A 22827-nucleotide genomic window follows, 5' to 3' on the forward strand; every position below is an offset into this window, starting at 1 on the left:
CTCGGTCAGGGCAGGGTGAGCAGGTCGGCGACCCGGACGGGCGCGCCGGTCTCCAGCGAGCGGTTGGCGGCCAGGCCGGTGAGCAGGGCGAGTGCGCCGTCGCGGGCGGTGGCGGCCCGGCCGAGCGGGTCGGGTTCGCCGCCGAGCAGCACCCGGGTCATCCGGGCGTCCGCGCCGCCGTGCCCGCGCCGGGTCCAGCCCTCGACCGGGATCTCCTGCGGCGGCGCCCAGAACGGGCGCAGCGTGAGCCGGGCCGCGCCCTGCTCCACGGCGGCCTCGTCGCCGTGCAGCGCCGCGCCCTTGAGGGCACCGGCGACGGACGGGCTGACGTGGTCGCTCTCGGTCACCTCCAGTTCGAGGCGGCCCCGGCTGCCGTTGACCATGACCCGGTAGCCCTCCCAGGGGGCGTACGCGGTGAGGTGGTAGGTCATCGTCGCGCCGGTGTCGTAGCGGGCGAGCACCGCGAGGTCGTCCTCGATGGTCACGCCGGGGGCGAAGACGTTGCGGTCGCGGTGGTAGCCGTCCTCGGCCTCGGCGTCGAGGTACAGCTCGCGCAGCCTCGGGTGGTCGGCCAGGCGCAGCGCGAACGGGTCGCCGTCGGCGGCGGGGGAGCCGTGCGCCCGGTCGTAGTCGCGGGCGTAGCCGTGCCGGCGGCCGTCCTCGCCGTAGAAGAACAACCGGCCGTACGCGTGCACCTCGACCGGGCGGGCGTCCAGCCACCAGTTGACCAGGTCGAAGTGGTGGCCGGACTTGTGCACGAGCAGGCCGCCGGAGACGGACTTGTCCCGGTGCCAGCGGCGGAAGTAGTCGGCGCCGTGGCGCACGTCGAGCAGCCACTCGAAGTGCACCGACCCGATCTCGCCGACCGCGCCGTCGGCCAGCAGCCGCCGGAACTGCTCGTGCAGCGGGTTGTAGCGGTAGTTGAACGCGACGGTGACGCGCCGGCCGGTCTCGGCGACCGCGTCCAGGATGCGCCGGCACCGTTCCGCGTCGACAGTCATCGGCTTCTCGACGACCACGTCGCAGCCGGCCCGCAGCGCCGCCGTCACGTACTCGTCGTGGGTGGCGTCGACGCTGGTCACCAGCACCACGTCGACCCGCTCCTCGGCGAGCATCGCGGTGACGTCGGCGGCGGCGTACGTGGGCACCGGCGGGTGGCCCAGCTCGGCCAGCCAGCGGTTGTGGGCGTCCATCCGGATCTGGTTGACGTCGGCGAGCGCGACCAGCTCGGCGGTGTCGGCGTGGTCGAGCGCGAGGGCACGGACGAACATCTCGGCGCGTGCCCCGGCACCCACCAGGGCGTGGCGGACCCGTTTCCGGGCCGGTGGTGACATGACGTCGGCCTCCCCGGCAGTCGGCTGCAAAGGTTTGCAGCCGAAGAAACCATGACGGTGGATGCGTCGTCAACGGTTGCCGCCCAAGCCGTCCTATCCATCCGCATTGATGGGCATTCATGCACGTGGCGGGAACGCCGGCGCAATCGAGCCGCAACAATGGGCCGTTGACACGGGCGCAACCGTTTGCATTAATGGGCGGCACCCGTGACGCCCACCACATCGGACGAGGGAGCCCGCCGTGCCAGCCACCATCCGGGACGTCGCCCGCGCCTCCGGTGTGCACATCTCCACCGTGTCCCGGACGTTCTCGGCCCCGCACCTGGTCAACCCGGAGACCCGGGTCCGGGTGCTGGCCTGCGCGGAGGACCTCGGCTACCGGCCCAACCGGGCCGCCCGGGCCCTCATCACCGGCCGTACGCACAACATCGGCCTGATCGTGGCCGACATCGCCAACCCGTTCTTCCCGCCGCTGATCAAGGCGGCGGAGGGGCAGGCCCGGCACCGCGACTACCACGTGTTCGTGGCCGACACCAACGAGGACCCGGTCGCCGAGGAGGACCTGGTCCACGCCCTGGCCAAGCAGGTCGACGGTGTGCTGCTGTGCAGCCCCCGGATGAGCAACAGCCTGATCGAGCAGGTCAGCCGCGAGGTTCCGGTGGTGGTGATAAACCGCCAGATCGCCGGCCTGCCCTGCGTGATGATGGACGTCGGGCAGGGCGCCCGGGCCGCGATCGAGCACCTGCTCGGGCTCGGTCACCGCCGGATCGCGCTGCTCGGCGGCCCGCGCGGCTCCTGGACCGCCCGGGAGATGCGCCGCGCCGCGACCGCCGCCGCCCGGGGCGGGGGAGCGGAACTGACAGTCCTCGGACCCAACCAGCCCACCGAGACCGGCGGCGGCGCGCTCGCCGAGCAGGTACGCCGCAGCGGCGTCACCGCCGTGCTCGCCTACAACGACCTGATGGCGATCGGCCTGATCGAAGGGCTGGACGCGATCGGGGCGCGGGTGCCGCACGACGTGAGCGTCGTCGGCGTCGACGACATCGCGCTGAGCCGGCTCACCCGCCCCAAGTTGACGACGGTGGCCACGCCGACCGCGGCCGCCGGCCGGACGGCCGTCGACATGCTGCTGCAACTCGACTCCGACGCGCCACGCGGCGCCCGGGGCCGGGGCGCGGCGGCCGGCGACCGTCGCACCACCGCACAGGTAATGCTCCAGACCGAACTGGTCGTCCGCGACTCGACCGGGCCCGTCCCCGCGCCCGGCCGGGACGGCACCGGAGCCTGAGCAGGTGGCCCGGGCCCGCACAGCCTTGCGGACCCGGGCGGCCCGCGGACGGCCGCCGGTGACGTCGTCGCCTCCCACAGCCGAGGAGTGAGCGCAGATGCACCCCGCAACGTCCCCCACCGCCGGCGCACCCGCCGGGCGGGATCACCGTACCCCCCTGACCCGACGCCGACTCGTCCGCGGCCTGGCCGCCGTCGCGCTCGCCGTGCCCCTCGCCCTGGGCGCGGCCGGCTGCGGCGACGACGAAGCCGGCGGCGACGGCGGCCCGGTCAAGCTCTCCGTCTTCTGGTGGGGCGGAGAGGCCCGGGCCAAGCTCACCGAGGACGCCCTGGCCCTCTACACCAAGAAGCACCCGGACGTGACGTTCGAGAAGACCTGGCAGGCCAACCAGGGCTACTTCGACAAGCTCGCCACACTGACCGCCGGCGGCAACCCGCCGGACCTGTTCCAGATCGACGACAACTACCTGGCCGAGTACGCCGGCCGCAGCACCACGCTCGACCTGAGCAGCTACCGCGACTCCGGCAAGCTCGACGTGTCGAAGTTCCCCAAGAGCCTGCTGGAGTACGGCGTGGTCGACGGCAAGCTCGCCGGGGTCGCCGCCGGGGAGAACACCCAGGGCCTGGTCTACAACAAGACGCTGCTGACCAAGAACGGGCTGCCCGAGCCGACCACCGGGATGAGCTGGGAGGAGCACATCGCCTGGGCCGAGCAGGTGGCGAAGAAGACGAAGATCCCGGGCACCCAGGATCCGAGCGCCGACTACAAGGCGCTCTGGGTCTGGCTGCGCCAGCAGGGCAAGGACCTGTACAAGGGCAAGGAGCTCGGCTTCACCGCCGAGGACGTGACGAAGTGGTTCGAGCTGTGGAAGGGCGCGCGGGACCGGGGCGCCACCCCGACCCCTGACGTCATCCACGAGGGCAACTCCAGCGACATCACCAAGCAACTCGTGGTCACCGGCAAGTCCGCCACCTCCTGGGTGTGGGTCAACCAGATGCCGGACCTGAAGAAGAACACCAAGGACGAGCTGGGCGTGGTCGCGTACCCGGGTGATCCGAGCGCACAGTGGGCGCGGGCCTCGATGTACTGGTCGGTGTTCAAGGGCAGCAAGCACAAGGACGTCGCCGTCGATGTGATCAACTTCTTGGCCAACGATCCGGAGGCGGTGGCGCTGCTCGGCACCGACCGCGGTCTGCCGTCGAACATGGATCTGCGCGCCAAGGTCAGCGAGACCGCCACCGACCCGGCCATGAAGCAGTCCATCCAGGTCGAGTCCGAGCTGGCGCAGAAGTTCGGCGCCTCGCCCCAGGTGCCGATCAAGGGGCACAGCAAGGTCAAGTCCGAGCTGGTCAAGGCCGCCGAGAACGCCCAGTACGGCCGGGCCACCCCGGCCCAGGCGGCGGAGCAGTTCGTCACCGCCTGCAAGTCCGCGATCGCCTGACCCGACGAAAGGACCGGTCCCGTGGCCCTCACCACGGCGCCCGCCCGGACCGACCGGACCGGGCCGGCCGGCCCTCGCCGCACGCGGCGCGGGGCCGGCCGGGCCCGGCTCGGCGAGGGTCTGGCGGGGTACGTCTTCCTCTCGCCCTGGCTCATCGGACTGATGGGCGTCACGGCGATCCCGATGCTGCTGTCGCTCTGGCTGAGCTTCACCGACTACGACATCCTCACCCCGCTGTCCGAGGTGCGGTGGGTGGGGCTGGCCAACTACGAGCGGATGTTCACCGCGGACCCGTCGTACTGGCACGCGGTCCGCGTCACGCTGACGTTCGCGCTTGTGGCCGTACCGCTGAAGCTGGCCGCCGCGCTCGGGGTGGCGCTGCTGCTCAACCGCGCCTGGCGCGGCGTCGGGCTGTTCCGCAGCCTGTTCTACCTGCCCTCGCTGCTCGGCGGCAGCGTCGCACTGGCCATCGTCTGGGTGAACATGTTCAACCGGGACGGCGCGTTCAACTCGTTCCTCGCCCTGTTCGGCGTCGAGGGGCTGCCCTGGGTCAGCGACCCGGACTGGGCGCTGCAGACGCTGATGGTGCTGGCGATCTGGCAGTTCGGCGCGCCCATGGTGATCTTCCTGGCCGGGCTCAAGCAGGTGCCCACCGAGCTGTACGAGGCGGCGGCGGTGGACGGCGCCGGCAGGTGGCGGCGGTTCCGCGCGGTCACGCTGCCCATGCTCTCCCCGGTGATCTTCTTCAACCTGGTGCTGGAGACCATCAACGGCTTCCAGGGCTTCACCGCCGCGTTCGTGCTCAGCAACGGCACCGGCGGCCCGGTCGACTCCACCCTGATGTACACGCTGAAGCTCTACATCTCCGGCTTCACCGACCTGGAGATGGGCTACGCCTCGGCGATGGCGTGGGTGTTCCTGGTGGCGATCGGCGTGATCACCGCCGTCTTCTTCAGCACCGGCCGGTTCTGGGTGCACTACTCGGACGGAGACGACGCGTGAGCGCGAGGAGTGAGCCGGTTCTGCGAGCCCCGCAGTCGCGAACAAAGGAGGCGCTGTGACGGCGCTCGCTGCCACCCGCCGCCGGCCTGGTAGCGGCCGGAACGTCCTGCGGCTGGTCGTGCTCGTGGCGATCGTCGCGGTGGTGCTCTACCCGCTGTTCTGGATGCTCGGCACCTCGGTCAAGTCGCAGGCCGAGATCGTCAACAACGTCGGCCTGCTGCCGGAACGGTTCACCCCCGGCAACTACCTCGACGGCTGGACCAACTTCGACATCAGCTTCGGCCGGTTCTTCCTCAACAGCGCCGTGGTCAGCGTGCTGACGGTGGCCGGCAACGCGCTGTCCTGCCTGCTGGCCGCGTACGCCCTGGGCCGGCTGCGGTTCCGGCTGCGCAAGCTGTGGTTCACCGTCATGATCGGGACGCTGCTGCTGCCCGGGCACGTGCTGATCGTGCCGCAGTACATCCTGTTCCGCAGCCTCGGACTCGTCGGCGGCGACTGGCCGTACCTGCCGCTGCTGGTGCCGCAGTTCCTGGCCACCGAGGCGTTCTTCGTCTTCCTCATGGTGCAGTTCATGCGCGGCATCCCGCGCGAGCTGGACGAGGCGGCCACCATCGACGGCGCCTCCCCGTACGGCGTGTTCCGGCACGTCATCCTGCCGCTGAGCCGCCCGGCGCTGGTCACCACAGCGATCTTCTCGTTCATCTGGACCTGGAACGACTTCTTCCGGCAACTGGTGTTCCTGTCCAGCCTGGAGGACTACACGGTCCCGGTGGCGCTGACCCTGTTCATCGACTCGACCAGCCAGAGCGCTGTCGGGCCGATGTTCGCCATGTCGGTGCTGTCCCTGCTGCCGGTGTTCCTGTTCTTCCTGGCCTTCCAGCGGATGCTCGTCGAGGGCATCAACACCAGCGGGCTGAAGGGATGACCGCCGTGCCTGCCCCCACCGACTGGCGGGACACGCTGCGCGAGGCGACCGACCTGGCGCTGCTCGGCTTCGCCGTGGCGCTCGCCGCGCTGCCGGTGCTCACGCTCGCCCCGGCGCTCGCCACCGCCAGTGCCGCGCTGCACGACCGGTCGCTCACCGGCTCCTGGCCCGGCGCCCGGACCAGTCTGCGCCGGTTCGGCCGCGCGCTGCCCGCCGGGCTGGCGGTGAGCGCCGTCGCGTTCGCCGCCGTCGCGCTGCTTGCCGCGGACCTGCTCGCGCTCGCCACCGGCCGGGTGCCCGGCGGCGGGCCCGCGCTCGCGCTCACCGCCGTCGTGGTGGCGGTCCTGCTCGGGTACGCGGGCCTGGTCGCCGTCGCGGTCGGGCGAACCGGCGGCCGGGGCTGGCGGACGGCCGCCCGTGAGGTGGCCCGCACCTGCCCGCAGCGTCCCGGCACCTGGGCCGCCGCCTCCGGCGTCTGCACGCTCGCCGTGCTGCTGGGCGTGCTGGTCACGCCGGTCGCGGTGCCGATCCTCGGCGGGTACGCCCTCGCCGCGCTGCACGCGCTGGACGCCCGCCACCCGGTCCCCGCCCCGGACCCGTCGTGACTGCCGAACCCCGCTCCGCCGCTGCCGGGCCGCGCCGTGACGACGCCGAGCCGCGCCTTGCCGGGACCGGCGCCGAGCCGCGCCGTGCCGGGACCGGCGCCGAGTCGCGGCTGGTCGTGGGCGGCGTCGAGGTGGCCCGGTACGTGGTCCGGCCGGACCTCGACCCGCGTCACGGACCCCGGCCCTACCTGCACCCGGTGCGGACCCGGGCCGGCACGCCGGTCACCGACGCGCTCCCGGCCGACCACGTCTGGCACCTCGGCGTGTCATTGGCCGTGCAGGACGTGGACGGCGTCAACCTGTGGGGCGGCCGGACTTACGTGCGCGGCACCGGCTACACCTGGCGTGACGACCACGGCGTGATCGCGCACACCGGCTGGCGGGAGCGGGCCGCCGACCGGCTCGACCACGACCTGGAGTGGCGGGACCGGCACGGCCGGGTACTGCTGCGCGAGCACCGGCGGATCACCGCCACCCCGGCCGGGGACGACGCCTGGTGGCTGGACCTGTCCGCCACGCTCACCGCCGCCACCGGTGCTGACGTGCACCTGGGCAGCCCGGCCACGAACGGCCGCCCGGGCGGCGCCGGGTACGGCGGCTTCTTCTGGCGGGCGGTGGCCGACGGGGAACCCCTGGTGCGTACCGCCGAGGCGGAAGGCGAGGAGGCGGTGAACGGGTCGGCCGCGCCCTGGCTGGCGTTGTCCGCCACCGCGCCGGGCGGTGGCGCGTACACGCTCGTGTTCACCGGTCTGGGGCCGGGCGACAGGTGGTTCGTGCGCACCGCGATGTACCCGGGCGTCTGCGTCGCGTACGCGTTCGACCGCCCGGCCGTGGTCGCCGCCGGACAACCCCGGCGCAACCGGCACCGCGTGCTCGTCGCCGACGGCCACCTCGACCCGGTCGAGGTGGCGGCCCGGCTGGACGCGGCGGTCACCCGGTGAGCGACTTGCTTGCCTCCGGTGCCGGGGCCGCCGGCCGAGGTGGCGCCGTGAGCGGGCCGGAGGTGGTCTGCGTGGGCGAGACGATGGTGGTGCTCGCCCCGGACGGCGGCGGGCCGCTGGAGCACGCGGCGCGGCTGACGGTCGGGGTCGGCGGCGCGGAGTCCAACGTGGCGGCCGGGCTGGCCCGGCTCGGGCACCGCGCGGCGTGGGTCAGCCGGATCGGCGACGACCCGTTCGGGCGGCGGGTGGTGGCCGACGTCGCCGCCGCGGGCGTGGACGTCTCCCTGGTCACCGTCGATCCGGACGCGCCGACCGGGCTCTACCTGAAGGATCCCGGGCCGGACGGCACCCGCGTCCACTACCACCGCGCCGGGTCGGCCGCGAGCCGCCTCGGCGTGCCGGACCTCCGGCGTCCCGGGCCGGCCGGGGCACGGCTGCTGCACCTGTCCGGGATCACCGCCGCGCTCTCCGGCACCTGCCGTGACCTGCTCGTGTCAGCGCTGGCCGGGCGTGCGCTGCCGGGCGCCCGGGTCAGCTTCGACGTGAACCACCGCCCGGCACTCTGGCCCGCCGGACGGGCCGCACCGGTCCTGCGCGACCTGGCCGACCGCGCCGACGTGGTGCTGGTCGGCCTGGACGAGGCGGCCGCGCTCTGGTCGGCGGCCGATCCGGCGGCCGTCCGTGACCTGCTGCCCGGCCCGGAGCTGGTGGTGGTCAAGGACGGGCCGGTCGGCGCGACGGCGCTGCCGCGTACCGGGCCGGCGGTGTTCGTGCCGGCGTTGCCGGTGCGCGTGGTGGAGCCGGTCGGCGCCGGGGACGCGTTCGCCGCCGGGTTCCTCTCCGGGCTGCTGCGCGATCTCGACCTGCGCTCCTGCCTGCGGCTGGGTCACCTCACCGCCGCGCCGGTGCTGGCCGTGCCGGGCGACACCGCGCCGCCACCGGACCCGGGGACGATCGCGCGGGCGCTGGCGTTGCCGGACGAGGCGTGGACCGAGCAGGCGCCGGTACGAATCAGGGGAGGAAGCGGGAGATGAGCGGGCACGACTTCGAGTCCCTGTTCGGCGACGCACGGGTGATGGTGATCCTGCGCGACCTGCCGGCCGGTGAGACGGTCCGGCTGGCGGAGCTGGCCTGGGATCTCGGCATCGCCGTGGTGGAGGTGCCCATCCGTACCCCGGAGGCGGTGCCGGCGTTGCGCGCCGCCGTGACGGCCGGACGGCGGCGGGACCGGATCGTCGGCGCGGGCACGGTGCGTACCCCGGCGCAGGTCCGCGACGCGGTGGCGGCCGGGGCGGCGTTCACGGTGGCGCCCGGCCTGGATCTGGCTGTCGCCGACGCGGCGGCCGGTCTCGGCGTGCCGCACCTGCCGGGCGTGGCGACGCCGACCGAGGCGCAGCGGGCGCTCGACCACGGCCTGGTGTGGCTCAAGGCGTTCCCGGCGGTCAGCCTCGGCCCGGCCTGGTTCCGCGCGCTGGCCGGGCCGCTGCCGGAGGCCCGGTTCGTGGCGACCGGCGGCGTCGACGCCGGCAACGCGGGTGACTTCCTCGCCGCCGGGGCGCGCGTGGTGGCGGTCGGGTCGGCGCTCACCGACCCGGAGCAGCTGCCGCGGCTGGCGACGCTCGCGGCCGGCGGGCCGGTCACCTGACCGTACGGCCGGACGTGGTAGCGGTGGTCCGGATCGCCTTGACGATCGCCGGGATCGACCCGATCAGCAGCACCAGCGCCCAGATCAGCGCCACCACCGCGAACACCACGGCGCCCAGGTCGTCGAGGATGCTGACCAGGATCACCGGCACCAGGCCGTGCAGGAACTGCAGCACCACTGTGCAGAGCAGCGTGGTCAGCGCCAGCGTGACGAGGCCCTTGTTGCGCAGGAACCGGGGCTGGGCGGCGAGCAGCAGCCCGGCCCAGACCAGTTTGAGCAGCAGCGCCAGCCCGAGCAGCACCGCCGCGTCGCCGACCGGGAAGAACCCCCACACCGCCAGGTACGCCAGCGTGCCGAACGGCGGCGCCAGGAACAGCGACACCATCACCGTCAGCTCGACGAACGCGACGATCAGCAGGACCAGCGACACCAGCAGCAGCACGATCGAGAAGACGAGCGTGGCCACGCCCTGCACCCGGCCCTGCACCCGGTCCGGCAGCACCAGGCTCAGGCAGAACAGCCCGGTCGTCCAGAGCGCCACCACGTCGATCAGCGCCAGGTAGCCGATGCCCCGCCCGGACGGTTCGGACACCGCGCCGACGTCGCCCAGCTCGACGCCGAGCTGCCCGGCGCGCTCCCGCAGCGCGCCGCTCGCGTCCCCGCCGCCGGTCAGCGCCGCCGCGCCCAGCTCCACGCCGACCACGAGCGCCACCGCGAGCAGGGCCAGCACCAGGAACGGCTTGCGTAACTCACCCATTCCGGGCCTCCGTCCCGGTCAGGACCGGGCCAGCGTGACCGAACATCCGCCACCTCCCGGACAGCGCAGGAGCACCTCGGTCTCCCGGTCCACGGCCACCTTCGCCACCGCCGGGCCGTCCGCGTCGGGGGCGACCTCGTCGGTGACTGTGACGTCCGCGTCGCCGGGTGCGGGGGCGGTCACCTCGAACGGCGTCGTGCCGCGCAGCACCAGCGTGCGCAGCGCGCCCGGGTCGGCCACCCGCAGCCGGCACGCGGTGCCGAACGCGAGGGCCACCCCGTCGGCGGTGGGGGCCGGGTCGGCGGCCGGCGGCAGGCACGTCACGGTCACTGTCGCCGGGTCCACCGTCCCGGTCCCGCGCCCCAGCCGGGCCAGCGCCCCCGGCCCGGCCGCCGGGTCACCCGGGTCGTCGCGGCGCCCGGCCACCGCCACCACGTACAGCGCCACCAGCAGCACGGCCACCGCCACCAGGAGCACCTTCTGCTTGGTGCTCATGGGCGGACGACGGGCGTGAAGCGGATCTCGTCCACCCCGGCGAAGTACCTGTCGGTGCCCTGGGTCTTGCTCACCGCCACGAGCGTCAGCGTGTGCGGCCCGCGGGTCAGCTCCACGGTGCCCACGTCCACCTCGCCGGTGCGGACCACAGTCGGGCTGAAGCCGAAGAACGTGTCGCCGACCTGCCGGCCGTCGACCAGCCAGATCGTGTTCGCGTAGTCGAACGACGTGGTGCGCACCGTGGAGAACCGCCAGGTGCCGTCGGACGGCACGTCCACCTGCACGGTGACCCGGTCGCCCACGCCCCGGCCCAGGAAGAACAGCTGCGCGTCGCCGGACCACACCACGTCGCAGCAGTTCTCCTGCGCCACCACCTCCGCCTTCGCGCCGGTGGGGGACTGCACCACGGCGCCGGAGACGAGCGTCTCCGCCTCCACCGTCACCGCGTCGGCCCGCGGCGGGGGCGGGGTGTCCGGTCCGCGGGTCACCAGCCAGGCCACCACCCCGGCCACGACCAGCACCAGCGCCGCGGCGGCCGCGATCCACGGCCACGGCGCGCGCTTCGGGGGTACGACGGCCCGCACGTCGTACGTGACCCGGCCGCTGGAACGGGAACTCTCCTCCGGTGCGGTGTTCGCCGAGTACGCGAACCCCGTCATGTCGTAGCGCCGGGGCGGCGTGCCGGGCGGCACGGCGAGCCGGACCAGGAACGACACCGACCCCTGCCCGGGCACCACCCGCTGCGGCTCGGCCACCGTGAACCAGGCCCGCTGGCTGCCCTCACCGGGCGCCACGTCGAAGACGACGGTGTCCGGCGCGGTACCCGGGTTCGACACGGTGAACGTCAGCTCACCGGCGTTGCGGGCATCAAGCGTGAACTGTTCGGCGGCGGCGACGACTGTCCATTCGGTGGTCATGACGGCTCCTCGGGCGGATCGTGGGGCAGGGGTGCGGGTACGTGCGCCCGGCCGACCGCGCGCACCGTCGCCACCCCGGCGGCGGGCCCGGGATCGTCCGGCTCGGACGGCCCGGAGTCGGGGGGCGGGCTCGAATCCGCCGGTCCCGGGTCGGCGGGTTCCGGGTCGGCCGGGGACGCGACGACCTCGACGGTGACCGCTGCCGGTTTCTCCGCCTCGACGATGCGGGTGACCAGCGCGAGCCGGTCGGCGGCGGCCGGCGGCACCCGCACCACCAGGTGGAACGGCCGATCCGGCGGCTCGTCCAGCACGAACCCGGTCACGCCGGTGGCCAGCTCCAGCGCGGTACGCATCCCGTACGGGGTGCCGCGCCACCGGGCCAGCAACGCGCCGTGCGCGACCAGATCCCGCAGCCGGCCCACCGGCAACGGCAGCGGCGCGTCGGCGCGGGGCGCGGCGACCACGTGGTCCATCGCCACCCAGCGGGTCAGGTACGCCACGAACCCGTCCGGCGTCCGGTACGGCCCGAACAACGCGTCGACGTCGGCGAGCACCGCCTCGTCCGGGGCGTGCAGCGCCTCCATCACGTCCAGCAGCGCGCCCAGCACACTGCCCGGGCCGGCGGCCCGCTGGTACGCGGCCGGCAGCAGCCGCTCAATCGCCGCTCGGCGCATCCTGCCGCACCACCTCGATGTCGTGCTCGCCGGAGCAGAGCAGCCAGGTGCCGGGGACGGTGACCACGTCGGCGGTGGCCTGGTTGGCGCTGGCCGTCCAGTCCTCGCCGTCGCCGCTGCGGAACACGCCGCGCTCGCCGCCCGCGAGCACCAGCCGCCCGGCGCCCGACGTGCCGGTGGGCGCGGTGGCGGCGATGGCGTCGACCGGGACGAACCGGGTCCGGTCCCGCAGCGGCAGGCCGCAGTTGACCATCACCGGCGACCACTGCGGCTGCCCGGCGAGCGTGTCCAGCCGGACCACGCCGCCGCTCTGCGTGGCCGCGAGCGCGAGCGGGCCGCTGAACGCCAGATCCCGGCAGGTGCCGCCGATCCAGCCGGACGCCATCGACTGCCACTTCACGTCCGACTCGAACAGCCGGGTGCGGTGGCAGCCCTGGCCGGGCTTCTTCGGGTCCGGCTCGCCCGCGCCGCACCACAGCAGCGTGGCCGGGCCGTCGTACTGGACGGCGAGCACCCGGTTGTCCACGTTGGCGAGACCGACGTGGGCGAACGTGCCGGGCCGTCCGGCCGCGGTGGACAGGTACACCCCGAATCCGGCCTGCGCGGCGACAGCCACCCCCGGTGCGCCGCGCTCGGAGACGAACGAGCGCACCGCGTAGAAGCCCCGGTCGGCGTCGGCCGGGTCGACCAGGATCTGCAACGGCACCGCGCCGGGCAGCAGCGGCACCTCGTACAGGCCGGTGTCGGTGGCCAGCAGCAGTGCGCCGGTGCCGTCCCGGTCGATCCAGGCCAGATCGCGTACGCCGGAGTCGAGGTCGGTCAGCAGCGTCCACGTCTCACCCAGGTCGGTGCTCAGCCGGACCCGGGAGCCTCCGGTGTCCCGGGTGGTCACCACCGCCACCGAACCGGCCCGGGGCACCACGCCGGGGCGTACCGGGGCGGGCGCGGGAACCACCCGGACCACCGTCTCGTCGTCGAACCGGCCGGCCGGTTCCCAGCCCGCCCCGGCGTTGGTGGAGCGGAACAGCACCGGGCCGCCGCCCGCGTACCAGGTGTCGGCCTGGTACTGGTCCACCGCCACGGTGCGCACCCGCGCGTCGGGCGCCTCGTCGACCACGAACCGCACCGACTCGACGTAGCGCACGCCCGGCTCGGCGTGCTCCAGCATCCGGTAGACGTTGGAGGCGCGCAGCGGCTCGCCGAACGCCCAGCCGGCCGGGTTCAGCGGCGTCGGCAGCGGGCTGAGCGTCTGGTGCAGCCGGTCGTGGATGCGGCGGCGCACCGCGTCCACGTCCTCCTCGCGGCGCACCACCACCCGGGCCTGGATGGACACCGCCTTGTACCGGGCCCAGCCCGCGCGCACCGCCGTACCGAGGGCGCGGCGGCGCTCCAGGTCGGCCTCGACCCGGCGGCGGGCCTCCTCCACCTCGTGCTCGCGCAGCACCGCCACCGGCAGCCGCCCGCCGGGCCGGGCCGCCTCCGGCACGTACGGCACCAGCACCACCTCGACCTCGCCCGGCCGGGCGAAGCTGTAGACGGCGGCCCGGGTGAACGCCCGCGCCCGCGCCACCGCCCCGGAGCCGGTGGCCAGGATCTCGAAGTCCCGGGCGGTCACCGCGCGCTGCTGGGCGAAGAACTCGTACGGCCCGCGCGCCAGCACCGACTCCAGCGACTCCAGTTCCCGGCCGCCGGTGGCCGGCTCCGGGTTGTCCACCTTCACCCCCGGCAGCGGGTCGCGCAGGCTGGTGAGCACGCCCGCCGCGACGTTGCCGGCCGGCCCGCCGCCGCAGCGGTACCAGAGCCGCACCTGCCGCCCGGCCGGCGGCACCGCCGCCACTGTGGTCGCCCCGGCCGCCCCCTCGACGGCCGGGGCGCCCCCGTCCGGGCGCAGGTCCAGCGCCGGGGCGAACGTGACCACCCCGGAGGCCCGGTCCACCAGGTAGACCTTCGCCTGCGGGCCGACACCGGCGAAGCTGGCCACCGGCCGCCAGATCTCGTACGTGCGCCCCTCGTGCTCCCGGGCCGCCGCGCCCAGCTCCACCGAGCCGGCCGGCACCTCCACCCCGAGCAGCAGGTCCAGCGCCTCGGTGGTCCGCGTCAGCGGCGCGCGGGCGGCCCGGAACACCTGACCGGGCTGCCCGGTCCCGGTGCCCAGCAGTTCCGCCTCGACCGGCTCGCAGTGGTGCACGCGTACCGTCACACTGGTCTCCCCGGCGGGCAGCACCGCCGGTTCGGTGGTCACGAAGACGACCGGCCGGGGGTCGGCGCCGCGGGCCGCCGCGACGCGGGTGCCGGCCGGCACCCGCACCGGGCCGCGGTCCGGGCCGGTGCGGGTCAGGCGCACGTCCGCCCAGGCCGCCGCCGGTGGGTGCCGGGTGACGCCGAGCAGGTTCAGGAACGCGACGTACGCCTTCTCCGGCAACTGGTTCAGCCGGTAGATCATCACCTCGGTCAGGTACGCGAACGCCTCCAGCAGCGCCATGCCCGGGTCGTGCGCGGACAGGTCGGTCCAGTCCGGGCAGGACCGGGCGATGCGTTCCCGCGCCTCGGTGACCAGGTCGAGGAAGGCGCGGTCGTCCAGGTGCGGCACCGGCAGCGTCATGACGGGCCCTCCTCGTCAGGGGTGTCGCCGGGTTCGGTGTCGCCGGGTTCCTCGTCGGCGGGGAGCAGGTCGACGGAGAACACCAGGTGGCCGGGGGAGAGGCTGGCCCGGACCCGGTAGTCCAGCCGGATCACCAGGCGCCACGGGTCGTCCGGGTCGGGACCGGCGTCCACGTCCAGCACCTCGACCCGGGGCTCCCAGCGCCGGATCGCCTGCCGCACGTAGTGGATCGCCAGCCCGGCGGTGGTGTCGTCGTTGGGCGCGAAGACCAGCCGGTGCAGCCGCGACCCGTACCCGGGACGCATCAGCCGCTCCCCGGGCGTGGTGGACAGCAGCAGGTACAGCGCCTGGCGTACCGTCTCGTCGCCGTCGGTCATGGCGAGCCCGCCGGCGGCGGTGAGCGCGAGACCACCGGCGCGGCCGGCGTCGAAGCCGGCGCCGACGAAGCGGAAGGCCCTCATGCGTCCGCCCCCAGGAATCCCTGCCGCACGTCGCGGACCTGGTGGTGCACGGTGCCCGGCGGGGTGCCGTCGGTGAGGCCGTCCAGGTGCGACAGCACCACCGGCTGCCGGTCCACCCGGACCCACGAGCTGTAACCCACTGTCACGGTGCGGGTCTGCAGGCACGGTTTGATCGTCGGGCCGTAGTTGGGGCAGGCGGTGATGTCGCGCCCCTCCGGGTCGGGCCGCACCAGCACCGGCACGCCCCGGACCGTGACCCAGTCCTGGGACGGGCGGTTCCGCACCCGCCCGTCGTGGCCGCAGGTGATCAGCGAGTCGCGGTGGATCCAGCGCATCAGCCACCTCCGGCGGAACGGGCGAGCGTACGGGCCTGCGCGGCGGCGGTCTCGGCGTCCTCGGCCGCCGGGGCGTGCAGGAAGTCGACGGTGCGGCCGCGCACCACGACGGCCCGGCCGGGCGCGGAGAGCACCAGGTCACCCGCCGCGTGCACGGTGGTCAGCTCGGGACGCAGCTCGACGAAGCTGCCCGCGTCGGTGGCCAGCCGCAGCGTGCGCCCGTCGTCGTCGATCACGATCGACTGGCCGGTGCCGGTCCGCATCGACCAGCGGCGCGAGCGCCCGGAGACGATCCCCGCGTCGTACGGCTCGACCGCGCCGAACAGCGAACCGAGCACCACGCCCGAGGCGGGCTCGCCGCCGGGCAGCGCCACCAGCACGGTGTCGTCCGGATCGGGCAGCGCGACGATCCCCTTGCCCCGGCCCGCACCCGGGCAGAGCACCGAGAGCCAGCCGGCGTCCAGATCGCCGTAAGCGGGAAGCGTCACCCGGGCCCGGCCCAGCCCGTCCGGGTCGTCGACGTCGGTGACGGTGCCGAGCGTGACCGTGGCCGCCGGGGGCGCGGCGGACGGCGGCGGGCCGGGCGGCGCCGTGGAGAACCGGGTCAGGTGCCCGTCGGCGTCCACCGTGTGCACCACCTCGGTGAGCACGTACACCCCGGCGACCGGCTCCGGGACGCCGGCCAGCGTGATCCGCCGGCCCGGCCGCAGCGCCGGATCGCCCTCGGTCGTGCCCTCGGCGGTGACGAGCGCTGCCACCCGGGCGTCCAGCCCGGCCTGGGCCAGCGCGGCCAGCTCGTCGTCGCTGCGCCCGGGCTGGTCCACAGCCGTGCGCACGCCGTCCGCGCCCACGTCGCCCGGGTCCGGGCGCAGCGGGATCCGCCGCCCGCTGCGCGCCTCGTCCGCCCGCCGGCCCAGCGGCTCGGCGCGTTGCGGATGCCAGCCGAGTACGGCGCACTCCCCGCCCGCCCGGTCCAGGTTCTCGGTGACCCGCAGCGCGTGCACCGTCTCGCCGAGCGTCAACGGCAGCGGCTCCCCGTATCCGTCCAGCGTGAACAGCCGCAACCGGCCACCGTCGGCGCCCAGGTGCAGCCCGGCCCGGCCGGCCACCTCGCACAGCAGGTCCAGGTCGGTGTGCCGGTGCTGCAGCAGCCGGTCCAGGCGCGGCCCGTCGTCCTCGGCCGTCACGGTCAACCCCAGCCCGGCGCACAGCTCGCCGGCCAGCTCGGCGGCGGTCACCGACTCGAACACCCGCAGCTCCTGCCGCTTGCGCAGCCGGTGCAGCGGGTCGTACGCCCGGATCCGGGCCAGCGCGGCGCCGTCACCGGCGTACTCCCGCTCGACGGCTGTCACCTCGCCGGTGAACAGCGCCTCCGCCTGCCCGTCGAGGCGGACGTCGACAGTGGCGCCGGGGCGTACCGGGGGGTCGAGGGGGCCCGCGCCGGGAGCGGCGGTGAGCGTCAGCTCGCACTGGGCCGGCCGGTCCAGCCGGGCGGCGACGCGGATGCCGCGCAGCCGGGCCGGATCGGCCAGCGGCCGTCCGTCGACCGTCACCAGTGCGGCCCGGGTCACGGGGTGCCTCCCGTGGTGACGGCGTCGGGCGGGGCCGTGGCGGCGCCGACCGCAGGAACGGCGAGCGCGGTGCCGGCGGGCACGGTGAGCGGGTCGGTGATCCGGTTGTGCTCGGCGAGCAGCCGCCAGCGCAGCGGCGAGCCCAGCGCGTCGTGGGCGAGCAGGTCGAAGCGCACCCCGGACCAGCCCGGCTCGGCCGCGCCGTCGGCGGCGGCGACCACCGCCGATCCGGGCGCGACAGCGGGTGTGCTCGCCGCGGCCAGTTCCTCCTCGAACCCGGCGCGCGCCGCCTCCGCGCCCTCCGCGACGCGGACCAGCTTCAACCGCAGCCAGGACCGCCGGGGCGTACCGGTGAGGGTGAACGCGTCGAAGCGTTCCGCGATGGCCGTGATCACGCCGGGGACGTTCCAGGTCTTGCCCCAGACCAGGCGCACCAGCGGTGGGCGCAGCCAGCCGTGCTCGACCGCCGAGTTCTCGGCGAGCATCCACAGCGGCCGGGTCAGCGCGCGGACGTCCTCGGGCCGGGCCGGGGACTCCACGAAGTCGACGTCGAACAGCAGGTCCAGCACCAGCTCGGTACGCCCGCCGCCGGTGAAGACGAGCGGGTCGTCGGCCAGCCCGGCGCCGGTGAGCGGCCCGTCCGGCCCGCCGCGCGGGCGTACCCCGGCCAGCCGCGTCACCTGCACGGTCTCCGGGTTGAGCAGGCAGTCGACCCGGGTGCCGGACTCGTCCACGAGGAAGGCGACACGCTCCATCAGTCACCCGCCTGTTCCCGGTCCAGCCGGGCCGTGTCACCCCAGAAGGTGGCCCGCGTCGCCGGGCTCCACCACACCGGTTCGCCCGGCAGTGCCGGCCACGGGTCCGCGTGTGCTCCGCCGCCGGTCGCCCGGCCCGCGCCGGCCGGGTTCGGCGTCCGGGCCGGGCCGGCGTCGTCCGGCAGGGCCGGCCACGGGCTGCCGGACGTGGGCCGCGCGGGTCGCTGCCCCTGTCGCGCCCGGGACTCGCCGCCGGGGTCGCGCCCGTCCGGGTACGGCGAGCCGGCGGCCCGCCCCGGGTGGTGGTCTACGGATCCGTCCCCGGTCCCGCCGCGGCCGGCCCGTCTCTGCCGCCCGTGCGGTGACGCGGCCGCGAACAGGAGCGGGAGTACGTCGTCCCGAGCGGGCGACGGTTCCGTCCCGAGGTCGTCGGCCCGGTGCCGTTCCCGGCTCCGGTCGGCCCGAGCGCGCCTGGTGAGGGCGTCCGCCCGATCCGCGCCGAGGCCAGGCCACCGCGTGGGCGGTGACTGCCGGTCCGGTCCGCCCGGCGTCGGTGTGCCGGGTGATCCGGCCCTGTCCGTGGCGCGCGATCCCGTCGTCTCCGTGCCGCCGGTGGTGCACGCTGTGCCCGCCGACCCGGCTGCATCGGTCGATCCGGCCGTGTCCGACCTGGGTGCTGCGCCCGGCGTTCGTGCCCTTCCCGGCGTGTCCGCCGATCCGGTCGCGTCCGCGTCGCCTGCCGTCGTCGGCCGGCCCGGCGATCCCGCCGGACCGCGCGATCCGGTCACGCACCGGCATGCCGGCGAGAGGGCAGGCGCCGAGGCAGCGTCCAGCCCTGCCTTGTAGCCGGTGCTGAACCCGGCACCGGCCGGCTCGCTCCCCGGCCGGGCCGATCCGCTCTCCGGGCCGGTCCATGTGGACGCCACCCGAGTCGATCCTGCGTCGGCGCGGTTCGATGCGATGTCCGGTCCTGCCGATCCCGGCAGCCCGCCGCCGGCCTCCGCCGCCAGACTGGCGACGCGGCCTAGCGGCGAGCTGCCCCACCCACCGCCACCGTCACGACTCGTTCCACCACAGTGGGCACAGACCCGCACCGGCTCCCGGCTCCCAGCTGCCGGAACCCCCGTCCCGCCGACCGGGACGCTTTGAGGATCTTGGTAGGAAACGGCCCCTATGGGGGCCCTTTCGTACCAAGATCTCGGCGGCGAACCGGGACCGGCCTCGTGGGGGAAGCGCGTTCGGGAGCGGGAGGTGCCGAAGCGGCCGGTCAACAGCGCCTTCCACCCTCGCCACAACCGCCCCACCGCGCGCCGGCCCGCCGGACTCCGGCGCACCCGCGTCTGGTTCGAGCCGCCGTTCGCGGACGGGCCGGTGAGAGGTCCGTGCTCGACGGGGGACGGGTGCGGGGGAAGGTCGCGCAGGAGGCCGGGAGCGTGCGCCGCCACCAGGCGTCGCCAGTGCTCGGGCGGCTGACCGGGAGGGCGCGGCACGTCGTCCGCTGGACCTGGTGCGCCCGGTGGACCCGGTACGGACAGGCGATCGGCGGTGGCCCGCAGCGCGCGGGCCAGCCGGTCACGCGGTCGCCGGGGCGGCGGCACCGCCGGCCTCCAGCTCCAGGCCCTCGTACGCCAGGGTCAGCGCCTCGATGGCGATCTCCTGCGACAGCGTGTTCAGGTGCGCGCCCCGCCACCGGGTCGGCCAGGCGTTGATCATGTTCCAGCGCAGCACCTCGGCGGTGCCGGCCGGGTCCAGCAGCACCACCGACACGTTGCGCCGGTTGACGGTGCCCTTCGCCGCCGCGTTCACCCAGTCCCACAACTCGCGTGAGCTGGTCAGGCCGAAGTGGAGGGTGACCGGGGCGTACTCGACCTGGCCGGGCACGGCCCGGATGCGCTCGTTGCCCGCCTCCCGGTACGACAGCGCCGGTATCGCCACCTCGAAGCCGCTGACCTCGGTGAAGTGCCCGTTGGTGATGCCGTTGATCAGCAGCTTGAAGTGGTACGCCCGGTACGGGTCGACGGGTGCTCCCGGCTGCGGCGTCGCGGTGGTGGGCATGTCAGCCTCCGATCGTCTCGGTCTCGGTGCCGCCGGCCCACTGGCTCAGCTTGAACACCACGAACTCCGCGGGCTTGACCACCGCGATGCCGATGTGGGCCACCACCATTCCGGCGTCGCGTACGTCGGCCGGGTTGGTCTCCTCGTCGCACTTGACGAAGAACGCCTCCTCGGGCGTACGGCCGAGCAGCGCGCCGTCGCGCCACACCCGGGTGAGGAACGCCCCGATGTCGCGGCGGATCGAGCGCCACAGCGTGAAGTCGTTGGGCTCGAACACCATCCAGCGGGTGCCGCCCGCGATGGCCTGCTCGATGGAGATGGACAGCCGGCGCACGTTCAGGTAGCGCCACTCGCTGGCCTCGGCGGCGAGCGTACGGGCGCCCCACAGCCGGATGCCCTCCCCGGCGAAGAAGCGGATCACGTTGACGCCCTTGGGGTTGAGCACGTCGTGCTCGGGCCGGGTCACCCGGTACGCGAGGTCGACCGCGCCGCGTACCGGCTCGTTCGCCGGCGCCTTGTGCACGCCGCGCAGCGCGTCGGTGCGGGCCCAGATGCCGGCGACGTGCCCGCTCGGCGGGGTGAGCACGAGGTCGCCGCTGAGCGGGTCGCGGACCCGGATCCACGGGAAGTAGAAGGTGGCGAAGTCCGACTGCCGGGGCCGGTCGCCGCCGGTGCCGGGCGGCTCGCCGTCGTCCGTACCCTCGGCGGGTTTGTCGGACGACGCGGCCGACCCGGACGACGCGGCCGACCCGGACGACGCGGCCGACCCGGACCTGGCCGGCTTGCCCGGCGTGGCGACCCGGGTGAGCCGGGAGACGTCGGTGACCTCCGGCGGCGGGTCGCAGATCGCCACCATGGTGCGCAGCCGCTCGGCCATGCTGATCAGGGCCTCGTGCGAGACCGGGTCGTGGTAGCCGGGCGCGGCCAGGATGGAGATCTCGTCGATCGCCTCCAGCAGTTGCAGGCCGCCGCGCCGCCCGCCGGTGCCGGTGAGCTGGCCGCCCTCGCCGACGTTGACCACCCAGCAGCGGGTGCCGCCGTTGTCCAGGAAGCCGAACACGGCGCGGGCCAGCGGGGTGCTCTCCAGGTGCTCGCCGTCGGCGTACAGCCGCAGGAACTCGGTCCAGCTGTTCACCGCCAGCGCCTCGCCGACGTGGGCGGCGCGGTCGGGCGCCACCCCGACGAACGCGGCGGTGCTCATGCCGACCGGCCCGATCGGGCGGGCCCCGCTGGGCACCTCCTCGACGTAGATGCCGGGGGAGAAGTAGGTGGGCATCGGTCCTCCTCGGGACGTCAGTCGGGGGCGCGGACGACGATCAGGCCGTCGCCGTGCGCGTCGAGCTCGGCGGTGTGGACGCGCCCCGCGCCGGTGAGCCGGATCCGCACCGGGGCGTCCGGCGCGTCGGGGTCGTGCGGGACGCCGACCAGCCGGAACCGGCCGGCGGTGTCGGTCTCGGTGGCCTGGGCGGCGCCCACCAGCTCCACCCGGACGGCGGCGAGCGGCTGGTCCTGCGGCCCGACCACCCGCCCGTCGAGCGTGCGCATGCCGAGCTGCCGCAGCCGCAGCGGCTGCCGTACCGGCGGCGCGACCGGGACCGGCCGGTCCACCCGGGCCGGCGCGTCCAGCAGCAGCGCGGGCCGGGGCGCCACGCCGAGCGCCCGCCACAGCGCCGGGTCGCCGGCGGCCAGCACGAGCTCGGGCCGGCCCGCCGTGGTGGCGGCGGCGAGCACCCGGTCCAGCGCGGGCAGCGCCGCCGGCCCGCCGCCGGCGACCAGCAGGCGGACCACGAACCGGTACGGCTCGCGGGTCGCGCCGCCGGTCGCGGTCTGCCGGGCCGGCCGTAGTTCCAGCGGCCAGACCGTGAGGCCGCCGCCGGGGTCGTCGCGCGGCGGACCGACCGGTACGGGCTCACCCGCGGCCCCGGCCAGCCAGCTCGCGACGTCCGCGACGGCCGCCTCGATCGCGCCGGTCATCGCGGTGGCGTCCCCTGGATCCGGTACGCGATGGCCTCGTTCCAGACGTGCGGGTAGACGCCGATCTCGAAGTAGCGGGTGAACCGGTTGATCGGTGCGTTGGTGTGGTCGTGCCAGAGCAGCCACACCGGGGCGATGGTGAACAGCACGTAGTTGAGCGCCACCAGCGGCAGGTAGAACGGCCCGAGCAGCCGGGCCTGGAACACGTGCACGTCCTCGTGCCGCTGGATGCCGGGGCTGGACCCGGCGCACACGGTGCCGATCGTGGTCGCGTACCGGGGGGAGACGCCCTCGACGACGTTGACCCGGCCGCTGCCGGCCGAGACGACCCGGTCGAGCTGGTGACCGAAGACCAGGTGCAGCGCCAGGAACAGCGCCCCGGCGAACGTGTTGAGCAGGCTCCAGGTGTGGTCGACGACGAAGAGGAAGATCCCTTTCGGGTCGGCGCCGTACGTGCCGGCGGACGCGGACGCCCAGCCGAACGGCGCGCCGACGAGCAGCCCGACGACCGCGCCGACCAGCAGGCCGACGGTGCCGGCGGCGAGCTGCCCGAGTACGGCGCCGAAGACGACCTGGACGGCCGCGCTGAGGATGCCGAAGATCATGGGGTCACCTCTCTCAGACCCAGGAGCGGACGAAGCGGGGCTCGTGCCCCTGGGCGAGCTGGGTCGGCGACGCCTGCGTCGCCTGCCGGTTGCCAGGGGGGAGCTGGTTGACGCCGAGCGCGGCGGAGAAGATCACCAGTCCGTTGAAGAACGCGATGACCCACTTCTCCGGTCCGGCGTCGGTGGCGAACGCGGCGGTCAGGTACGACAGCAGGAGCGCGACGCCCAGCGCGATCCACTTGCGGGCCTTGTCGCCGCTCGGGCCGATCAGCCCGCCGATGACGTTGGTGGCGAGCAGGGTGGCGGCGCTGGCGCCGGTGAGGCTGCCCAGGGCGGCCCAGGTGAAGAGATCGTTCACGGCGATCCCCCTCTTTCCACGGTGCGGTGGTGCGGTCGGGGTGGGATGGTGCGGCGGCGTCCGGGTCACTGACCCCGGGTTCCGCCC

At 74.8% G+C, this 22827-nt stretch carries 23 protein-coding genes; 8 read left to right on the forward strand and 15 right to left on the reverse strand.

Annotation, left to right across the window (positions count from 1 at the left end; genetic code table 11):
- Window positions 1-5: 5 nt before the first annotated feature.
- Window positions 6-1334: a Gfo/Idh/MocA family oxidoreductase gene (locus ABIH81_RS21775; RefSeq protein ID WP_047892448.1), complete on the reverse strand. Its 1329-nt coding sequence runs from the start codon at window positions 1332-1334 to the stop codon at window positions 6-8.
- A 241-nt stretch (window positions 1335-1575) separates the two neighbouring features.
- Here ABIH81_RS21775 and ABIH81_RS21780 point away from each other — a divergent pair, with 241 nt between their 5' ends.
- The 8 genes from ABIH81_RS21780 (at window position 1576) to ABIH81_RS21815 (ending at window position 9181) form a co-directional block, all read left to right on the forward strand.
- The gene (locus ABIH81_RS21780; protein WP_013286697.1) at window positions 1576-2622 is read left to right on the forward strand and encodes a LacI family DNA-binding transcriptional regulator; all 1047 of its coding nucleotides are present in this window, start codon (window positions 1576-1578) and stop codon (window positions 2620-2622) included.
- Between the two features lie 97 nt (window positions 2623-2719).
- Complete coding sequence (locus ABIH81_RS21785; protein ID WP_349876740.1) at window positions 2720-4063, forward strand: extracellular solute-binding protein; 1344 nt, start codon at window positions 2720-2722, stop codon at window positions 4061-4063.
- A 21-nt stretch (window positions 4064-4084) separates the two neighbouring features.
- Complete coding sequence (locus tag ABIH81_RS21790) at window positions 4085-5065, forward strand: sugar ABC transporter permease (protein WP_349876741.1); 981 nt, start codon at window positions 4085-4087, stop codon at window positions 5063-5065.
- Window positions 5066-5120: 55 nt separating this feature from the next.
- Window positions 5121-5990, forward strand: a complete 870-nt coding sequence (locus tag ABIH81_RS21795; protein WP_349876742.1) for a carbohydrate ABC transporter permease — start codon at window positions 5121-5123, stop codon at window positions 5988-5990.
- Window positions 5991-5995: 5 nt separating this feature from the next.
- Entirely contained in the window at window positions 5996-6595 is a 600-nt protein-coding gene (locus ABIH81_RS21800) for a hypothetical protein (protein ID WP_349876743.1), read from the forward strand.
- The gene (locus ABIH81_RS21805; protein WP_349876744.1) at window positions 6592-7536 is read left to right on the forward strand and encodes a PmoA family protein; all 945 of its coding nucleotides are present in this window, start codon (window positions 6592-6594) and stop codon (window positions 7534-7536) included. The genes ABIH81_RS21800 and ABIH81_RS21805 overlap by 4 nt, the downstream gene beginning before the upstream one ends.
- A 47-nt stretch (window positions 7537-7583) precedes the next feature.
- Window positions 7584-8570: a sugar kinase gene (locus ABIH81_RS21810; protein WP_349876745.1), complete on the forward strand. Its 987-nt coding sequence runs from the start codon at window positions 7584-7586 to the stop codon at window positions 8568-8570.
- The gene (locus ABIH81_RS21815) at window positions 8567-9181 is read left to right on the forward strand and encodes a bifunctional 4-hydroxy-2-oxoglutarate aldolase/2-dehydro-3-deoxy-phosphogluconate aldolase (RefSeq protein ID WP_349876746.1); all 615 of its coding nucleotides are present in this window, start codon (window positions 8567-8569) and stop codon (window positions 9179-9181) included. Before ABIH81_RS21810 ends, ABIH81_RS21815 begins: the two co-directional genes overlap by 4 nt.
- Here the strand turns inward: ABIH81_RS21815 and ABIH81_RS21820 are convergent.
- From ABIH81_RS21820 to ABIH81_RS21885, 14 genes are all read right to left on the reverse strand, one after another.
- Window positions 9174-9938, reverse strand: coding sequence for a hypothetical protein (locus tag ABIH81_RS21820; RefSeq protein WP_349876747.1), 765 nt, complete (start codon window positions 9936-9938; stop codon window positions 9174-9176). The two genes, ABIH81_RS21815 and ABIH81_RS21820, sit on opposite strands and share 8 nt — an antisense overlap.
- Before the next feature lie 18 nt (window positions 9939-9956).
- Entirely contained in the window at window positions 9957-10433 is a 477-nt protein-coding gene (locus ABIH81_RS21825; RefSeq protein ID WP_349876748.1) for a hypothetical protein, read from the reverse strand.
- On the reverse strand, window positions 10430-11350 hold the full coding sequence (locus tag ABIH81_RS21830) for a hypothetical protein (RefSeq protein WP_349876749.1): 921 nt from the start codon (window positions 11348-11350) through the stop codon (window positions 10430-10432). The genes ABIH81_RS21825 and ABIH81_RS21830 overlap by 4 nt, the downstream gene beginning before the upstream one ends.
- The gene (locus ABIH81_RS21835) at window positions 11347-12024 is read right to left on the reverse strand and encodes a phage tail protein (RefSeq protein ID WP_349876750.1); all 678 of its coding nucleotides are present in this window, start codon (window positions 12022-12024) and stop codon (window positions 11347-11349) included. Before ABIH81_RS21835 ends, ABIH81_RS21830 begins: the two co-directional genes overlap by 4 nt.
- Window positions 12005-14626 (reverse strand): putative baseplate assembly protein, encoded by a 2622-nt coding sequence (locus ABIH81_RS21840; RefSeq protein ID WP_349876751.1) that lies wholly within the window; start codon window positions 14624-14626, stop codon window positions 12005-12007. The genes ABIH81_RS21835 and ABIH81_RS21840 overlap by 20 nt, the downstream gene beginning before the upstream one ends.
- Complete coding sequence (locus ABIH81_RS21845; protein ID WP_349876752.1) at window positions 14623-15087, reverse strand: GPW/gp25 family protein; 465 nt, start codon at window positions 15085-15087, stop codon at window positions 14623-14625. Before ABIH81_RS21845 ends, ABIH81_RS21840 begins: the two co-directional genes overlap by 4 nt.
- Window positions 15084-15422 (reverse strand): hypothetical protein, encoded by a 339-nt coding sequence (locus ABIH81_RS21850; RefSeq protein ID WP_349876753.1) that lies wholly within the window; start codon window positions 15420-15422, stop codon window positions 15084-15086. The genes ABIH81_RS21845 and ABIH81_RS21850 overlap by 4 nt, the downstream gene beginning before the upstream one ends.
- Window positions 15422-16993 (reverse strand): contractile injection system protein, VgrG/Pvc8 family, encoded by a 1572-nt coding sequence (locus ABIH81_RS21855; RefSeq protein ID WP_349876754.1) that lies wholly within the window; start codon window positions 16991-16993, stop codon window positions 15422-15424. The genes ABIH81_RS21850 and ABIH81_RS21855 overlap by 1 nt, the downstream gene beginning before the upstream one ends.
- The gene (locus tag ABIH81_RS21860) at window positions 16990-17748 is read right to left on the reverse strand and encodes a hypothetical protein (protein ID WP_349876755.1); all 759 of its coding nucleotides are present in this window, start codon (window positions 17746-17748) and stop codon (window positions 16990-16992) included. Before ABIH81_RS21860 ends, ABIH81_RS21855 begins: the two co-directional genes overlap by 4 nt.
- Window positions 17749-19320: 1572 nt before the next feature.
- Window positions 19321-19803, reverse strand: a complete 483-nt coding sequence (locus ABIH81_RS21865) for a phage tail protein (RefSeq protein WP_013286679.1) — start codon at window positions 19801-19803, stop codon at window positions 19321-19323.
- A gap of 1 nt (window position 19804) precedes the next feature.
- Window positions 19805-21079, reverse strand: a complete 1275-nt coding sequence (locus tag ABIH81_RS21870; RefSeq protein ID WP_349876756.1) for a phage tail sheath subtilisin-like domain-containing protein — start codon at window positions 21077-21079, stop codon at window positions 19805-19807.
- A gap of 17 nt (window positions 21080-21096) precedes the next feature.
- The gene (locus ABIH81_RS21875) at window positions 21097-21777 is read right to left on the reverse strand and encodes a carboxypeptidase-like regulatory domain-containing protein (protein ID WP_349876757.1); all 681 of its coding nucleotides are present in this window, start codon (window positions 21775-21777) and stop codon (window positions 21097-21099) included.
- Window positions 21774-22382, reverse strand: coding sequence for a glycine zipper family protein (locus tag ABIH81_RS21880; RefSeq protein ID WP_349876758.1), 609 nt, complete (start codon window positions 22380-22382; stop codon window positions 21774-21776). The genes ABIH81_RS21875 and ABIH81_RS21880 overlap by 4 nt, the downstream gene beginning before the upstream one ends.
- Before the next feature lie 13 nt (window positions 22383-22395).
- Window positions 22396-22740: a hypothetical protein gene (locus tag ABIH81_RS21885; RefSeq protein ID WP_349876759.1), complete on the reverse strand. Its 345-nt coding sequence runs from the start codon at window positions 22738-22740 to the stop codon at window positions 22396-22398.
- Window positions 22741-22827: the final 87 nt, after the last annotated feature.

It is taken from the genome of Micromonospora sp. HUAS YX12 (genome assembly GCF_040215685.1).
GTDB lineage: Bacteria > Actinomycetota > Actinomycetes > Mycobacteriales > Micromonosporaceae > Micromonospora > Micromonospora tulbaghiae.

Excerpts from the sequence above, each read along its gene's own strand:
- ABIH81_RS21775 (WP_047892448.1), bottom strand. The coding sequence starts at position 1,334 with ATGTCACCACCGGCCCGGAAACGGGTCCGCCACGCCCTGGTGGGTGCC.
- ABIH81_RS21785 (WP_349876740.1), top strand. The coding sequence starts at position 2,720 with ATGCACCCCGCAACGTCCCCCACCGCCGGCGCACCCGCCGGGCGGGAT.
- ABIH81_RS21815 (WP_349876746.1), top strand. The coding sequence starts at position 8,567 with ATGAGCGGGCACGACTTCGAGTCCCTGTTCGGCGACGCACGGGTGATG.
- ABIH81_RS21820 (WP_349876747.1), bottom strand. The coding sequence starts at position 9,938 with ATGGGTGAGTTACGCAAGCCGTTCCTGGTGCTGGCCCTGCTCGCGGTG.
- ABIH81_RS21825 (WP_349876748.1), bottom strand. The coding sequence starts at position 10,433 with ATGAGCACCAAGCAGAAGGTGCTCCTGGTGGCGGTGGCCGTGCTGCTG.
- ABIH81_RS21830 (WP_349876749.1), bottom strand. The coding sequence starts at position 11,350 with ATGACCACCGAATGGACAGTCGTCGCCGCCGCCGAACAGTTCACGCTT.
- ABIH81_RS21835 (WP_349876750.1), bottom strand. The coding sequence starts at position 12,024 with ATGCGCCGAGCGGCGATTGAGCGGCTGCTGCCGGCCGCGTACCAGCGG.
- ABIH81_RS21840 (WP_349876751.1), bottom strand. The coding sequence starts at position 14,626 with ATGACGCTGCCGGTGCCGCACCTGGACGACCGCGCCTTCCTCGACCTG.
- ABIH81_RS21845 (WP_349876752.1), bottom strand. The coding sequence starts at position 15,087 with ATGAGGGCCTTCCGCTTCGTCGGCGCCGGCTTCGACGCCGGCCGCGCC.
- ABIH81_RS21850 (WP_349876753.1), bottom strand. The coding sequence starts at position 15,422 with ATGCGCTGGATCCACCGCGACTCGCTGATCACCTGCGGCCACGACGGG.
- ABIH81_RS21860 (WP_349876755.1), bottom strand. The coding sequence starts at position 17,748 with ATGGAGCGTGTCGCCTTCCTCGTGGACGAGTCCGGCACCCGGGTCGAC.
- ABIH81_RS21865 (WP_013286679.1), bottom strand. The coding sequence starts at position 19,803 with ATGCCCACCACCGCGACGCCGCAGCCGGGAGCACCCGTCGACCCGTAC.
- ABIH81_RS21870 (WP_349876756.1), bottom strand. The coding sequence starts at position 21,079 with ATGCCCACCTACTTCTCCCCCGGCATCTACGTCGAGGAGGTGCCCAGC.
- ABIH81_RS21875 (WP_349876757.1), bottom strand. The coding sequence starts at position 21,777 with ATGACCGGCGCGATCGAGGCGGCCGTCGCGGACGTCGCGAGCTGGCTG.
- ABIH81_RS21880 (WP_349876758.1), bottom strand. The coding sequence starts at position 22,382 with ATGATCTTCGGCATCCTCAGCGCGGCCGTCCAGGTCGTCTTCGGCGCC.